The sequence below is a fragment of the Streptomyces sp. Isolate_45 genome (assembly GCF_024721315.2).
GTDB lineage: Bacteria > Actinomycetota > Actinomycetes > Streptomycetales > Streptomycetaceae > Streptomyces.
In genome coordinates this window covers 1-13,691 of the sequence record NZ_JANFAK020000195.1, presented here as the reverse complement: position 1 = coordinate 13,691, position 13,691 = coordinate 1, and the positions used below count along the sequence as shown (strand labels likewise).

The window sequence follows — 13,691 nt, the reverse complement described above, 5'->3', positions numbered from 1 at the left end:
GTTCGTGTGGGGGGGGGCGCGGAGGGGGGGCGGGGGGGGGGGGGGGGGGGGGGGGGGGCGCCGCCGCCCCCCCCCCCCCCCCCCCGGTCCGATCCGCCGCCCGTCGTCCGTCGTCCGTCGGGGGCCGTGCCGGTGATGCCGGGCGGCCCCTCGCGGCGCCGTAAACTTCCCGGGTGAACGTCTCCGTCCCCGCCTCCGCCCCGACCACCGCCGAAACCCTCCGGTCCGCGCTGGGCGGGCTGCTCGACGGGCTGCCTCCGAAGCAGGCCACGGCCGCCGTCGAGCGGCTGATCTCCAACTACCGGGGCACGATCCCGACCGACACCCCCGTGCTGCGCGACCGTTCCGACGTCGCGGCGTACGCGGCGTACCGGATGCCCGCCACGTTCGAAGCCGTACGGTCCGCCCTGGACGGGTTGGCCGTGGCGGCGCCGGAGTGGGCTCCCGCCTCGCACGTGGACGTGGGCGGTGGCACGGGCGCGGCGACCTGGGCCGTCGACGCCACCTGGGACGGCCCCCGGACGACCGCCGTCCTGGACTGGGCGGAGCCGGCGCTGGCCCTCGGCAAGGAGCTGGCGGGCCGATCGTCCTCCGAGGTGCTGCGCGGCGCCGAGTGGCGCCGGGCCGTCATCGGGAGCGGGATCGCCCTGCCGGACGCCGACCTGGTGACCGTGTCGTACGTGCTCGGCGAGCTGACGGAGCCGGCCCGGCGGGCCGTCGTCGCGGAGGCGGCCCGCGCCGGACAGGCCGTCGTCCTGGTCGAGCCGGGCACGCCCGAGGGGTACCTGCGCATCCGGGAGGCCCGCGAGCAGCTGATCGGGGCCGGGCTGAAGGTGGCGGCGCCCTGCCCGCACGACGGGACCTGCCCGATCGCGGTCGGGCAGGACTGGTGCCACTTCTCGACGCGGGTCAGCCGTTCCTCCCTGCACCGGCAGGTCAAGGGCGGCTCCCTCGCGTACGAGGACGAGAAGTTCAGCTACGTCGCCGCGACCCGGTTCCCGGTGGCGCCGGTCCCCTCCCGGATCACGCGGAGGCCGCAGATCCGGAAGGGGCTCGTCCAGCTGGAACTGTGCGGCTCCCAGGAGGAGGGCCTGACCCGGGCCACCGTGACCAAGCGCCACGGTGACCTCTACAAGGCGGCGCGGAACGCCGACTGGGGCCACCAGTGGCCGCCGGCCGGAGCCGGGGACCCGCAGGGCTCGTAGGCCCCGCGGGCCCCTTGGGCCCCGTACGTCCGCGGACCCCGCGGGGCGGTCAGTCCTCCCCGATGGGCGCGGGCCTCAGTTCCTGCGTGCAGCACTTCACGCTGCCGCCGCCCTTGAGCAGTTCGCCCAGGTCCATCGGGACGGGATCGAAGCCGCGGTCGCGCAGCGGTGCGAGCAGTCCGGCCGCCGCCTGCGGGAGCAGGACGTGCAGGCCGTCCGAGACGGAGTTCAGCCCGAAGGCCTCGGCGTCCGGGGTGTCCACGAGCAGGGCGTCCGGGAAGAGCCGGCGCAGCACCGCCCGGCTCCCCGGCGAGAAGGCCTGCGGGTGGTACATGATCTCGTCGCCGTCGAGCACGCACAGGGCGGTGTCCAGGTGGTAGAACCGCGGGTCCACCAGGTCGAGGCCGATGACGGGGCGGCCGAAGAACTCCTGGGCCTCGTCGTGCGAGAGGGGGCTGGAGCGGAAGCCCCGGCCGGCGAGGATGTAGGTGGCGGTGACGGCGAAGTCGCCCTCGCCCTCGTTGACGTGGGACGGCTCGCGGACGTCCCGGAAGCCGTTCGACCGGAACCAGTCGAGGTGGATCTCCGCCTCGGCGGTGCGTTCCGGATGGGCGAACCTGGCCCCGAGCACCCGGCCGTCGACGACGAGGGCCCCGTTGGCCGCGTAGACCATGTCGGGCAGTTCGGGGTGCGGGACGAGGGTCTCGACGGTGTGCCCGAGGGCGCGGTAGCGGTCCCTGAGGTCTTCCCACTGGGCTTGGGCGAGGGGGAGATCCACCGGTTTCGTGGGGTCCATCCACGGGTTGATGGAGTACGTGACCTTGAAGTGTGCCGGTGGGCACATCAGGTAGCGCCGGGGTGTGGCGTCTCTGCGCAAAGAAGGCTCCTCACGACTGCGAACTCACGAGGCGTGCGTTGTGTGGACAGAATCGTCTCTCCTCCAGGGGAACCGCGCAGTGAACTGACCGGGTGGTTCAGCGAATCACCGGAAGACGAGACGTCTCGAATTGGTACGTTGGACCCATGAGCAAGACTCCCGACGCCACCCGCCGCAGCGACCGCTCGCGACGTGCCATCCTCGACGCCGCCCTCGCGCTGGTCGGGGAGGTCGGCTACAACAAGCTGACCATCGAGGCCATCGCCGCCCGCGCCGGTGTGGGCAAGCAGACCATCTACCGCTGGTGGCCCTCGAAGGCGGCCGTCCTGCTGGACGCCTCGCTCGCACTGGCCGGGGACGCCGGAACGGACGCGGAGTGGACCGGCTTCCCCGACACCGGCGACCTCGCCGCCGACCTGAAGTCCGTACTGCGGGCCACGGTGGACGAGTTCAACGACGAGAAGTACGAGGCACCCACGCGCGCCCTGACCGCCGCCGGGGCGACCGACCCGGAGCTGGGCGCCCGGTTCACCGAGCAGCTCCTCGAACCGCAGCTCGCCCTGTACGAGGCGCGGCTGCGGTCGGCGCGGGACGCCGGACTGATCGCCCCCGACACCGACCTGCGGCTGACGGTGGAGATGCTGCTCGGGCCGTTCACGTACCGCTGGCTGATGCGCACCGCGCCGCTGACCCACGCCTACGCCGACGCCCTCGTGGACGCGGTGCTGCGGTCGGTCGCCGGACCCGACGGGAGCCCGGGGCCGACGCCCGGCACCGTGGGATAGGTCACGGCCCCGGGGCGTCCCGGCCCGGCGCGGGCGGGCCGTGGCCCGGGTCGGCCGAGAACGTACGGCCGGATCGGGCCGGGCGACGGGGTCCCGGATCGAGGGGTGCGGTCACCCGGGCCGCAGGATGGTGGGACCATGGGGAAAGTCCGCCGGGGCAACGGTGAGGTGAGGGGATAGATGGGGTCTGAGTCCGGCCGCGTCAAACGCGGCGAGCAGAGCAGGATTTCCCAGTGGCTGCGCCGCCGCTCGAAACCGGCTCCCGAAGACCCCGGCAGGGAACGCGAGGCGCTGCTCCTGGCCGTGGCCGCCGCGGGTCTCCCGATCTCACCGGCCGCCCATCCAGCCGGATACCGATGTTCGTGCGACCGCGTCGGCTGTCCGACCCCCGCGCGGCATCCCGTCTCCTTCGCCTGGCAGACGCAGTCGACCACCGACCGGGCGCAGATCGAACGCTGGGCGCGCAACCAGCCCCAGGCCAACTTCATCACCGCGACGGGCATGGTCCACGACGTCCTGGACGTGCCGCTGGAAGCGGGCCGCGGCGCGCTGGAGCGCCTGCTGGCCGCCGGGATCGAGGTCGGCCCCGTCGCCGAATCGGCCGGCACGGGCGAACAGGCCCGGATGCTCTTCTTCACGGCGACCCGCGGTACGCCGGAGGACGAGGACGAATGGTGGCCCTGCGAACTGGACTGCCACCCCGAGACGATGGACGAGCACCCGGGCCTGCGCTGGCACTGCCGGGGCAGCTACGTCCTGATCCCCCCGTCGACCCTGCCCGGTGACCTCTCGGTGAGCTGGCTGCGCGACGTGAGCCACCCGCTCCCGGACCCCCTGACCCTGCTGGAGACCTTGACCGACGCCTGCGCCCAGTACGCGGGCGAGGCCGGACACACCCCGGCCGCGGTGGCCTGGCCGCTGGGCCGCTAGGGGCTGTCGTCGAACGCCCGTCGTCGCCCGGAGGGCGGCGAGGCGGACGGAGGTTCGACGACAGGCCCCAGGGCGTGCCCGGGGCGGTGCGGGGTGCGCTTCCCGGACCGCCCCGGTCTCCCGGCGGGGACGGGCCTCAGTGGATCTGTGTCACGACCACGTCCAGCGACCAGGCCTTGCCGGCCTTGGCAGGGGCTTCGGCCTCCACCGCGTAGCCGAGGTCGCGCAGGGCGGTGACCAGTTCGGCGGGGTCGGCCGGGGCGGCTCCGGCCAGCAGCAGGTCCCGTACCAGGCGGCCCTTGGTGGCCTTGTTGAAGTGGCTCACCACCGAACGCCTCTCCACCCCGTCCACGATCTGCGAGTGCAGCACGCGGACGCCGGCCGTGCGTCCGGCCGCCTCGCCCTTCGGCTTCCACGCGCTCGTGTACGCCGAGGACCGCAGGTCGAGGACCAGCCCGTCGCCCGCCGCCTCCGGCAGCGCGCCGGCCATCGGGGTGCGCCAGTACGCGCCCAACGCGCCGAGCGCCGGCAGCTTGACGCCCATCGAGCAGCGGTACGAGGGGATCCGGTCGGTCACCCGTACCGCGCCCCACAGTCCGGAGAAGACCAGCAGCGAGCGTTCCGCCGCGGCCCGGGCGGCAGCGGGCAGGTCGGCGAGGCCGAGGGCGTCGTACAGGACGCCGGTGTAGATCTCCCCGGCCGGGAGGGCGGGCGCGGACAGCAGTCCGGCGTTCTTCGCGACCTCGCCCCGCAGGCCCTCGCTGAGCCCGAGGACCTCACGGGCCTTCAGCTCGTCCGCCGAGCACAGCTCGACCAGTTCCTCCAGTACGGCCGCGCGCGCGCCGGCCAGCCCCGGCAGGGACAGGGAGCTCGGGTCGAGCGGTGCGCCGGAGCCGCCGGCGGCCTTTCCCTCGGAGGGCGGCAGCAGCACGAGCACGGTGGTTCTCCTTCAGTACGACGCGGCGCAGGGGGTGCGGCCCCCGAGCCAGGGTAGACGGCGCGACGCACGCCCCGGACCCGGCCGCGGGAAGCCCCGACCGCCCGCGAAGGAGGAGCAGATCACCCCTTGCCGGACAAAAAGGGCCTAGGCTCGGGTCCATGCCACGCCGCCTCATGCACATCACCGGCACGGACGGGGCTGCCCTGAGGGCCGCGCTGCGCGCCCTGCGCACGCGCCTGGGCGTGCCCGAGGAGTTCCCGGCCGCGGTCCTCGCCGAGGCCGAGCGGGCCGCCGCCGCCCCCCGGCTGCCGTCCCTCGACGCCACGGACATCCCCTTCTTCACCATCGACCCGCGGGGCTCCGTCGACCTCGACCAGGCCATGCACCTCGCGGCGCGGGCGGGCGGCGGCTACCGCGTCCACTACGCCATCGCCGACGTCGCCGCGTTCGTCACCCCCGGGGGCGCCCTCGACGCGGAGGCCCACCGCCGGGTCACCACCCTCTACTTCCCCGACGGGAGGGTCCCCCTCCACCCGCCCGTGATCTCCGAGGACGCGGGCAGCCTGCTGCCCGACCGGATCCGTCCGGCGCTCCTGTGGCGGTTCGACCTGGACGCCGAGGGCCGCGTCGAGACCACCGAGGTCCGCCGGGCCCTGGTCCGCAGCCGCGCCCGCCTCGACTACGACGGCGTGCAGAAGGCCCTCGATACCGGTACCGCCGACGCCCCCCTGCTCCTGCTGAAGGACATCGGCAGGCTCCGCGAGACGCTGGAGACCGAACGCGGCGGCATCTCCCTGAACGTCCCCGAACAGGAGATCACCGAGCGCGGGGGCACGTACGGGCCGGCCTACCGGGCCCCGCTCCCCGCGGAGGCCTGGAACGCGCAGATCTCCCTGATGACCGGCATGGCCGCCGCCGACCTCATGCTCGCCGCCGGTACGGGCATCCTGCGCACCCTGCCCGCCGCCCCGGACGGCGCGGTCGGACGGTTGCGGCGCGCCGCGCAGGCCCTGCGGATCGAGTGGCCGCACCACGTCCCGTACGCACGCCTCGTACGCTCCCTCGACCCGCGACTGCCGACCCACGCCGCCTTCCTCCAGGAATGCACGGCCCTGCTCCGCGGCGCCGGCTACACCGTGTTCACCGACGGCGCGACCCCCGACCCGGCCGTGCACGCGGCCGTCGCCGCCCCGTACGCGCACTGCACCGCGCCGCTGCGCCGCCTCGCCGACCGGTACGCCGGCGAACTGTGCCTGGCGGCCTCGGCAGGCACCGGGCCCCCTCGGTGGGCCGGCGACGCGCTGGCGACGCTGCCCCGGGAGATGGCCGAGGGCACGCGGACGGCCAACACGGTGGAACGCGAGTGCGTGGACCTCGTCGAGGCGGCCGTCCTCAAGGACCGCGTCGGGGAGACGTTCGAGGCGACGGTCATCGACGTCAAGGAACACGAGCCGCGGGTCGGCACCGTCCACCTGACGGACCCGGCGGTCGTCGGCCGGGTGGAATCCCCCTCCGGAGACCTCCCGCTCGGCGCCCGCATCCGGGTCCGCCTGACGGAGGCCGACCCGGGTACCGCGAAGGTCCTGTTCGCACCCGCCTGACCCGGCCCGGCCGCAGGCCCCGGAGGGTGGGGGCCCGTCACGGGGGTGCGGGTTGCCGCAGTGCGGTGACCAGCGCACGGGGGTCGTCGGCATGGAAGCGGATCGTCCGGGCCCGGGCGCGGGCGCCGAGCGGGCGGCGGAACTCCAGCGGGCGGTTCAGCTCCAGGGTCACCGTGGTCTGGCTCCCCACGATCAGGTCGAGCACCTGGCCGTCCCCGGTGTCGTCGCCGTCGCCGCCGGCGTTCCCGTCGCCCTTCCCGTCGCCGGACAGCTTGACCAGCCGGCCCTCCGGGTAGCGGCGGTCGACGCGGACCGAGGCCACCGCGTCCGCCGGGACGGTGAGGTCGAACAGGGCCCCGTACCGGATCCGCAGCGACCCGTCGGGGCGCACCACGTGAGGTCGGGTCACGCAGGCGGCGTGCATGGCCAGCATCAGCAGGACCCCGTACACGTCGAGCACCAGCACCGCCCGGTGCACGGCGGGCCAGGGGATGAGGAAGGCCAGCGCGACGGTCTCGACCACCGACACGAAGACCAGGCCGTACATCATCGCCGTCTGCGGTCCGGTGTAGGCGGCGGCGACGTCGCCTGGGCGGACCCCGTGCTCGCGGCGCAACACCCACCGGCCCAGCGAGGCGGCCGCGCGCAGCTCGTGCAGCAGCAGGCGGCGTACGGCGACCGGCACCACGGCCCGCACCGCCTCCCGGCGCGCCCCGGCCGGGGTCGCGCCGCGGGCTCGGGCGGCCGCGTACAGGGAGCGCAGGACCCGGGCCTCCAGCAGCAGCACCCCGAGGACGAGCACCTCGGCGGCGACCACGGCCCAGCCGGGCAGCCGGACACCGGAGACGACACAGAGGACGAGCGACAGTTCGCCCGGTATGACGGCGGCGACCGCGAAGCGGGCGGCGCGGACGGCGCTCATCGCCGGCCACCCCCGCCCAGGTGCCGGGTGAAGGCCTCCATGACCAGGCGGACGACCTCCGCCTGGGCGGGGGCGTAGTCCGCGAGGAGCGCCTCCGTGAAGCCCGGCACGACCGCTCCGTCGGTGGGGATCGCGGCGAACACCTCCTCGGGAACGGCCGCGACCAGCGCGTCGGCGAGGGGGCCGATCCGGGGGTCGTCGACGGCGGCCCCTTCGAGCTCGTCGAGCCGTTCGTAGAGTTCGAGGACCTTCGGGTCGGCGGCGACCTGCCCGAGGGCGGCGTACACGGCCTCTCCCCCGGCGCCCACGTTGTCCAGGAGCGTCAGGTGCTCGCGGTCCTTGGCGGCCGCGGCCGAGTCCGTCCGCGGCGCACGGGCCAGCAGCTCGGCGAGGGCGGGCGAAACCGGTTCGCCCTCGCCGGGGTCGGCTGCGAGCAGCACTCCGAGCCGGCGCCGGCGTTCGGCCAGTTCGGCCTCCTGCCGGGCGAGGTCGGCGTCGAGCTCCCGCAGGACGTCGGACAGTTCGCGCCCGGCGTCGTCCGCGAGCACGTCGCGGACCTCGTCCAGGCTCAGCCCGAGTTCCGTGAGCCGGCGCACGCGTGCCAGCAGCACGGCGTCGCGCACGGTGTAGGCCCGGTATCCGTTGGGGCGCCGCTCCGGTTCCGGGAGCAGCCCGACATGGTGGTAGTGCCGGATCGCCCGGGTGGTGACCCCGACGAGTACGGCGATCTCTCCGATCCGCATGCCCCTCAGTAGAAACCCTGACGCTGCGGCAAGGTCAAGCCGCTACGGACAGCCGGTAGCATGGTCGGCACGACAGACGAGTCGGCCGGGCGGCCGCGTCGGGGTCCCCGGATCCCGCCGAGGAACGTCCGGGCTCCACAGGGCAGGGTGGTGGCTAACGGCCACCCGGGGTGACCCGCGGGACAGTGCCACAGAAAACAGACCGCCGGGGACTTCGGTCCTCGGTAAGGGTGAAACGGTGGTGTAAGAGACCACCAGCGCCTGAGGTGACTCAGGCGGCTAGGTAAACCCCACCCGGAGCAAGGTCAAGAGGATCCGTCCCCGGACGGGTCTGCGCGGACGATCGAGGGCTGCCCGCCCGATGTTCGCGGGTAGACCGCACGAGACCGGTGGCAACGCCGGTCCTAGATGGATGGCCGTCTCCCCGGCGACCGCGAGGTCTCCGGGCGACAGAACCCGGCGTACAGGCCGGCTCGTCTGCCGTACTCCTCTTCGCGCCGGACGGCGCACGTACGAGAACCCCCGCCGGTACGGCGGGGGTTCTCGTCGTTCGCGGGGCCCCGCGCTCAGCGCAGGTGCGCGGTGTCGTTCAGGAGGCGGACCGAGGCATTGCCGTCGGCGTAGTAGGCGACCGCCGACAGGGAGGCCGCCGAGAGCTCCATCTTGAACAGGGACTCCGGCGGGGCGCCCAGGGCGAGGCGGACCAGGGTCTTGACCGGGGTCACGTGCGTGACCAGCAGGACCGTGCGGCCCGCGTGCGCGGCGAGGAGCCGGTCGCGGGTGGCGGAGACCCGGCGGGTGACGCTCGCGAAGCTCTCGCCGCCGCCCGTGGGGGCCGCCCTCGGGGAGTCCAACCACGCCTGGAGGTCGTCCGGGAACCGCTCCCGCACCTCGGCGAAGGTCAGCCCCTCCCAGGCGCCGAAGTCGGTCTCGCGGAGCCCCTCCTCGACGGTGACGGGCAGCCCGAGGCGGTCCGCGACGGCCTGGGCGGTCTCCCGGCAGCGGCGCAGCGGTGAGCTGACGACGGCCTGTACGGTGCCCCGCGCGGCCAGCGCCGCGGCGACGGCGTCGGCCTGGCGACGGCCGGCCGGCGACAGCTCGGGGTCGGTGCCGCCGCTGCCGGAGAACCGCTTCTGCGGGGTGAGGGCGGTCTCGCCGTGCCGCAGCAGCACGAACGTGGCCGGGGCTCCCATGTCGGGGCCCCAGCCGGTACCGGTCCCCGCGGCGGTCGTCCCGGGCCGCTGCCCGTCGGCCGGGGCGGCGTGCGCGGCACTGCCGGTCGCCTCGTCGGCGCCCGGGGCGGCCTCGGCGCCGAACAGGGTGTCGGTCTCCTGCGGCCCGGTCGCGACGGAACCCGCCGCGGCGGTATCGGCCGTGCGAGCGCGACCCGTACCGCCGCCGGAGGCAAGGGCGGCACGGACTGCCGCAGCGCCCTTCGCCGCGTCGCCGGGGGGACCGGAGGGGGCCGCGGGGGCGGCGAAGACGGCCGTGGAGGCGGAGGGCTCCCACTGCTTGCCGCGCTTGCCCGCGTCCATCGCCTCGTTGGCGAGCCGGTCCGCGTGCTTGTTGCGCTCGCGCGGGATCCACTCGTAGGTGACCTGCGCGCGCGGAAGGACCTTCGCGGCCTCCGCGGCGAGCGGCTTCATGTCCGGGTGCTTGATCTTCCAGCGCCCCGACATCTGCTCGACGACCAGCTTGGAGTCCATCCGGACCCTGACCGTGGCGTCGGGCGCCAGCTCGCGCGCCGCCTTCAGGCCGGCGATGAGGCCCTTGTACTCGGCGACGTTGTTGGTCGCGACGCCGATGAACTCGCCGCGCTCGGCCAGCGTCTCACCCGTCGCCGGGTCCAGGACGACCGCGCCGTAGCCGGCGGGCCCCGGGTTCCCCCGGGATCCGCCGTCCGCCTCGACGACGAAGTGCGGCATCAGATGCCCGAGTCCGCCGCACGGACGAGGATGCGCCCGCAGTTCTCGTGCCGGACGACCTGGTCGCGGGCAGCGGCCTTGATCTCGTTGATCTCCGCCATGTCCAGCTCCAGCCGGCAGCCCTCGCAGCGGCGCTGGTACAGGCGCGCGGCGCCGACACCGCCCTGCTTGACGCGGATCTTCTCGTACAGGGCCATCAGGTCGGTCGGCATGGAGCCGACGATGACCTCTCGGTCCTTGGAGATCCGGGCGGCCTCGTCGTCGAGCTCACCGGTGGCGGCGTCGCGGCGCGCGGTGGCGTCGGTCAGCTTGGTCTCCAGGGCGGAGACCCGCTCGGTCAGGCCGGTGACGCGCTCCTGGGCGGCCTCCAGGCGCTCCATGACCTCCAGGACGACGTCCTCCAGGTCGCCCTGCCGCTTGGCGAGGGAGACGACCTCGCTCTGCAGGTTGGCGAGGTCGCGGGCCGAGATGCCGACGCCGGTGTCGAGGCGCTGCTGGTCGCGGGCGGCCCGCTGGCGCACCTGGTCGACGTCCTGCTCGGCCTTGGTCTGCTCGCGGGCGGCGTCGCCGGCCTGGGTCCGGGCGGCGACGAGCAGGTCGCGCTGCTGGCTGAGGTCCTTGGTCAGGGAGTCGACCTCGGCGTGCTCGGGCAGCGACTTGCGCTTGTGGGCGAGCTGCGACAGCCGCACGTCCAGGGCCTGGACGTCGAGAAGTCGGATCTGGTCGGCGGGCTCGGCGTTCAGTTGGGGGCTCCTGTGTGGGAAGGGGGTGTGACGGACGGCGCGTGCGCCGTCCACGGGTCGGTGACCGTGCGCGAGACGTGGGTCCGCAGACCCCATCCGTGGCGCTCGGAGATCGCGTCGAGCTGGGCGGCGGCCTGCTCGCACCAGGGCCACTCGGTGGCCCAGTGGGCGGCGTCGACGAGGGCGAGCGGGCTCTGCTCGCGGGCCTCGGACACCGGGTGGTGACGCAGGTCCGCGGTGAGGAAGGCGTCCACGCCGGCGGCGCGGACCTGCGCGAAGAGGCTGTCGCCGGAGCCGCCGCTGACTGCGACGGTACGGATGACGGCGTCCGGGTCGCCCGCGACGCGGACGCCCTGCGCGGTGTGCGGCAGTCGGGCGGCGGCGCGGGCGGCGAACTCGCGCAGGGTCTCGGGGTGGTCCAGTTCGCAGATCCGGCCGAGGCCTCGGCGGCCCGTCGGGTCGGTGGGATCGGGCACGAGGGGGCCGGTGATCCGCAGGTCCAGGGCGCCGGCCAGGGCGTCGGACACGCCGGGGTCGGCGGTGTCGGCGTTGGTGTGGGCCACGTGCAGCGCGATGTCGTTCTTGATCAGCGTGTGCACGACGCGGCCCTTGAAGGTGCCCGCCTCGACGGTCGTGGTCCCGCGCAGGTAGAGGGGGTGGTGGGTGACGATCAGGTCGGCGCCCAGCTTCACCGCCTCGTCGGCGATCTCCTGGACCGGGTCCACGGCGAACAGCACGCGGGTCACCGCGGCGTCGGGGTCGCCGCACACGGTTCCGACCGCGTCCCACTGCTCGGCCCGCGAAGGGGGCCAGAGAGCGTCCAGCGCGGCGATGACTTCAGAGAGACGGGGCACAGGCCAAGGCTACCGCCCCTTTTTCGGGCCCCCCTTCGCCTCCGGGCCGCTCCGGGCCCGGCCAGGGGGTGTGCGCCTCCCCGGAACACCGCTCGCCGCCCGCGGTTCCCGTCGGGCGCCCGGACCGGTGCGGGTCCGGGTGGGGCACGGGCGACCGCCCCCGTATCCCATACGCCCCGATATGCAACAGCACAATCGCGCCGCCTTCCGAGCGCGAACCGCCCCGTGGCCACCCGTACGTGTGAAGCCTGCTGCGTCGTGTGGTTCGGGAGGGGGTACGAAACTAGCTTCCTCAGCGGAGGTGACGGCCCGGATGACTGTCTGCGCCATCGAGATCACGAGGACCGACCCGTTCACGATCACCGCCGACGGCTCGTACGCCGCGCGGCTGGCCGGTCAGGGGGAGGCGCGCTACCCGGAACGCTGGACGCTGGCCGGGCCGGAGGCGTACGCGGTGCCGTTGCCGCTCGCGCAGCCGGAGGAGGCCGACAGCGAGGTGCTGCCGCTGACCGACGGGCGGGTGCTGATCCACCGCCGGGTCGCCGACCGGCACGTGTTCGCCCTGCTGTACCCGACGGGCACGGAGGCGGCGCCCCGCACCGGGGAACTCGTCCTCGGCGCCGTCGACGCGCGGGAAGGGCTTCGGGTCACCCTGCTGCCGCCGTCACCCGACGGCGCCTGCGCTTACGCCCTGGCGGTGGGCCCCGAGGACAGCACCGTCTGGCAGGTGGCCGGGAACCCGTCCGGACCGCAGCGGGTCGCCCATGTCCCGGGCCTCTGCTCGGGCGGCGTCTGGCTGGACCGGGCGGGACGGCTGCTCGCGCTGGACCGCGAACTGGACGGCCGCACCAAGACCGTCGCCGTGGACCTGGCCGGGGCGGTCAGCCCGCTGCTCCAGATCTCCGAGGACAGCGACGACCGGTTGCTGCTGGCCGCCCCCGACAGCGGGCTGCTGGTGATCCGCTCGGACGCCCCGGGCGAACCGCGGCTCGGTTGGGGGGTGCTGGGCAGCGCCCGGCCCGTCCGCTTCCCCGAGTGCCTGCGGCTCGGGGAGGGGGCGACCCCGTTCGCGGTCCAGCCGGGCCAGGTCCTGATGCCGGAGACCTGCGGGGTCGCGCTGCGCGTGGGCGAGGCCGGCCTCGCCCTGTGGCGCCCCGCCGACCGGCACGTGTTCCGGCTCGGGGCCCCGGCGGGCTGGCTGGGCGGTACCGGCCTGTGGACGGCGGAGGGCCGGCTGCGGCTCCCGTACGCCGTCCCCGAGGTCCCCTGCGGCGTCATGAGCCTCGGCCAGCCCGTCGCCCCGCTGCCGCCCGTGCACCTGGACCCGCTGCCGCCCGTCGACCTGGAACCGCTGCCGGAGCCGGCCGCCCGCCCGGTCCCCCTCCAGCAGGCCCCGCTCGGCTGAGGTTCGACCGGCCCGTGGTAGGCAGGGCGGGTGACGATCTCCGAAGACCTCGGTACGGCCCGGCCCTACGACGCAGTGTTGTGCGACGTCGACAACGTGATCCGCTTCTACGACCCCACACGCCTGTCCGGGCTGGAACGCCGCTCGGGGCTGGCCGAGGGCACCACCGCGGAGATCGCGTTCGCGCCGGAGCTGGACGGGCCGCTGATGCGCGGCCGGATCACCCCGGCCCAGTGGGTGGAGTCCGTCACCGAGGGCCTGACCGGCTCGCACGGAATACCCGCGGAGCTGGCGCACGAGCTGGCCTCGGCTCTGGCGGGAGCCCCGTTCTCGGCGGACGTCGCGACGGTCGGCGCGCTGCGGGAGGCGCGGGCTGCCGGGCTCACGCTGGTCCTGGTCACGAACGCGACCGTGGACCTGGAGGACGACCTGGAGGCGATGGGCCTGACCGGCCTCGCCGACCACGTCGTCAGCAGCGCCCGCGTCGGCGTGGCCAAGCCGGACCGGGAGATCTACGAGATCGCGGTCGCGCGGGCCGGGGTCGCGCCGGGCCGATGTCTGTTCGTGGACGACCGTCGGGAGAACGTCGAGGCGGCCGAGGCGCTCGGGATGACGGGCGTGCACTACCGCCGCCCGGAGGACCTGCGGGACGCCCTCGGCTTCCTGAACTGACCCCGGTCGCGGCGGCAGGGCCCGACGAGCACGGCGGGGCGAGCACGGCGGGGCGAGCACGGCGGGGCGAGCACGGCGGGGCGGCGGCC

Annotated in this window: 13 protein-coding genes and 1 other RNA gene; 7 read left to right on the top strand and 7 right to left on the bottom strand. The window is 74.7% G+C overall.

What is annotated here, in order from left to right:
• Positions 1 to 173 precede the first annotated feature (173 nt).
• Positions 174 to 1,205, top strand: a complete 1,032-nt coding sequence (locus tag NOD94_RS35915; RefSeq protein ID WP_281210424.1) for a small ribosomal subunit Rsm22 family protein — start codon at positions 174 to 176, stop codon at positions 1,203 to 1,205.
• A gap of 49 nt (positions 1,206 to 1,254) precedes the next feature.
• Here the strand turns inward: NOD94_RS35915 and ddaH are convergent, their stop codons facing one another.
• Entirely contained in the window at positions 1,255 to 2,082 is an 828-nt protein-coding gene (ddaH, locus tag NOD94_RS35910; protein ID WP_281210423.1) for a dimethylargininase, read from the bottom strand.
• Positions 2,083 to 2,228: 146 nt separating this feature from the next.
• Between ddaH and NOD94_RS35905 the strand changes: the two genes are divergently transcribed.
• Positions 2,229 to 2,867, top strand: a complete 639-nt coding sequence (locus NOD94_RS35905; protein ID WP_281210422.1) for a TetR/AcrR family transcriptional regulator — start codon at positions 2,229 to 2,231, stop codon at positions 2,865 to 2,867.
• 180 nt (positions 2,868 to 3,047) lie between these two features.
• Positions 3,048 to 3,797, top strand: a complete 750-nt coding sequence (locus tag NOD94_RS35900; protein WP_281210421.1) for a bifunctional DNA primase/polymerase — start codon at positions 3,048 to 3,050, stop codon at positions 3,795 to 3,797.
• Between the two features lie 136 nt (positions 3,798 to 3,933).
• Here NOD94_RS35900 and yaaA read toward each other — a convergent pair whose 3' ends face one another.
• Complete coding sequence (gene yaaA / locus NOD94_RS35895; RefSeq protein WP_281210420.1) at positions 3,934 to 4,734, bottom strand: peroxide stress protein YaaA; 801 nt, start codon at positions 4,732 to 4,734, stop codon at positions 3,934 to 3,936.
• Positions 4,735 to 4,895: 161 nt separating this feature from the next.
• On the opposite strand from yaaA, the gene NOD94_RS35890 reads away from it, so the two are divergent.
• Complete coding sequence (locus NOD94_RS35890; protein ID WP_281210419.1) at positions 4,896 to 6,338, top strand: RNB domain-containing ribonuclease; 1,443 nt, start codon at positions 4,896 to 4,898, stop codon at positions 6,336 to 6,338.
• Positions 6,339 to 6,375: 37 nt separating this feature from the next.
• Here the strand turns inward: NOD94_RS35890 and NOD94_RS35885 are convergent, their stop codons facing one another.
• Positions 6,376 to 7,260 (bottom strand): hypothetical protein, encoded by an 885-nt coding sequence (locus NOD94_RS35885; protein ID WP_281210418.1) that lies wholly within the window; start codon positions 7,258 to 7,260, stop codon positions 6,376 to 6,378.
• The gene (locus tag NOD94_RS35880; protein ID WP_281210417.1) at positions 7,257 to 8,003 is read right to left on the bottom strand and encodes a MerR family transcriptional regulator; all 747 of its coding nucleotides are present in this window, start codon (positions 8,001 to 8,003) and stop codon (positions 7,257 to 7,259) included. The genes NOD94_RS35885 and NOD94_RS35880 overlap by 4 nt, the downstream gene beginning before the upstream one ends.
• Positions 8,004 to 8,080: 77 nt before the next feature.
• Between NOD94_RS35880 and rnpB the strand changes: the two genes are divergently transcribed.
• Positions 8,081 to 8,483, top strand: an RNA gene (gene rnpB, locus NOD94_RS35875) — RNase P RNA component class A.
• An 86-nt stretch (positions 8,484 to 8,569) separates the two neighbouring features.
• Here the strand turns inward: rnpB and NOD94_RS35870 are convergent.
• The 3 genes from NOD94_RS35870 to NOD94_RS35860 are packed head-to-tail and all read right to left on the bottom strand — an operon-like array spanning position 8,570 to position 11,525.
• On the bottom strand, positions 8,570 to 9,928 hold the full coding sequence (locus NOD94_RS35870) for a bifunctional RNase H/acid phosphatase (RefSeq protein ID WP_281210416.1): 1,359 nt from the start codon (positions 9,926 to 9,928) through the stop codon (positions 8,570 to 8,572).
• The gene (locus NOD94_RS35865; protein ID WP_281210425.1) at positions 9,928 to 10,671 is read right to left on the bottom strand and encodes a C4-type zinc ribbon domain-containing protein; all 744 of its coding nucleotides are present in this window, start codon (positions 10,669 to 10,671) and stop codon (positions 9,928 to 9,930) included. Before NOD94_RS35865 ends, NOD94_RS35870 begins: the two co-directional genes overlap by 1 nt.
• Entirely contained in the window at positions 10,668 to 11,525 is an 858-nt protein-coding gene (locus NOD94_RS35860) for a Nif3-like dinuclear metal center hexameric protein (RefSeq protein WP_281210415.1), read from the bottom strand. Before NOD94_RS35860 ends, NOD94_RS35865 begins: the two co-directional genes overlap by 4 nt.
• Before the next feature lie 313 nt (positions 11,526 to 11,838).
• Between NOD94_RS35860 and NOD94_RS35855 the strand changes: the two genes are divergently transcribed.
• Together NOD94_RS35855 and NOD94_RS35850 are read left to right on the top strand one after the other, a co-directional pair.
• Positions 11,839 to 12,930, top strand: coding sequence for a hypothetical protein (locus NOD94_RS35855; RefSeq protein ID WP_281210414.1), 1,092 nt, complete (start codon positions 11,839 to 11,841; stop codon positions 12,928 to 12,930).
• Positions 12,931 to 12,960: 30 nt separating this feature from the next.
• Complete coding sequence (locus tag NOD94_RS35850) at positions 12,961 to 13,602, top strand: HAD family phosphatase (RefSeq protein WP_281210413.1); 642 nt, start codon at positions 12,961 to 12,963, stop codon at positions 13,600 to 13,602.
• Positions 13,603 to 13,691: the final 89 nt, after the last annotated feature.

Excerpts from the sequence above, each read along its gene's own strand:
- NOD94_RS35905 (WP_281210422.1), top strand. The coding sequence starts at position 2,229 with ATGAGCAAGACTCCCGACGCCACCCGCCGCAGCGACCGCTCGCGACGT.
- NOD94_RS35900 (WP_281210421.1), top strand. The coding sequence starts at position 3,048 with ATGGGGTCTGAGTCCGGCCGCGTCAAACGCGGCGAGCAGAGCAGGATT.
- NOD94_RS35890 (WP_281210419.1), top strand. The coding sequence starts at position 4,896 with ATGCCACGCCGCCTCATGCACATCACCGGCACGGACGGGGCTGCCCTG.
- NOD94_RS35885 (WP_281210418.1), bottom strand. The coding sequence starts at position 7,260 with ATGAGCGCCGTCCGCGCCGCCCGCTTCGCGGTCGCCGCCGTCATACCG.
- NOD94_RS35880 (WP_281210417.1), bottom strand. The coding sequence starts at position 8,003 with ATGCGGATCGGAGAGATCGCCGTACTCGTCGGGGTCACCACCCGGGCG.
- NOD94_RS35870 (WP_281210416.1), bottom strand. The coding sequence starts at position 9,928 with ATGCCGCACTTCGTCGTCGAGGCGGACGGCGGATCCCGGGGGAACCCG.
- NOD94_RS35855 (WP_281210414.1), top strand. The coding sequence starts at position 11,839 with ATGACTGTCTGCGCCATCGAGATCACGAGGACCGACCCGTTCACGATC.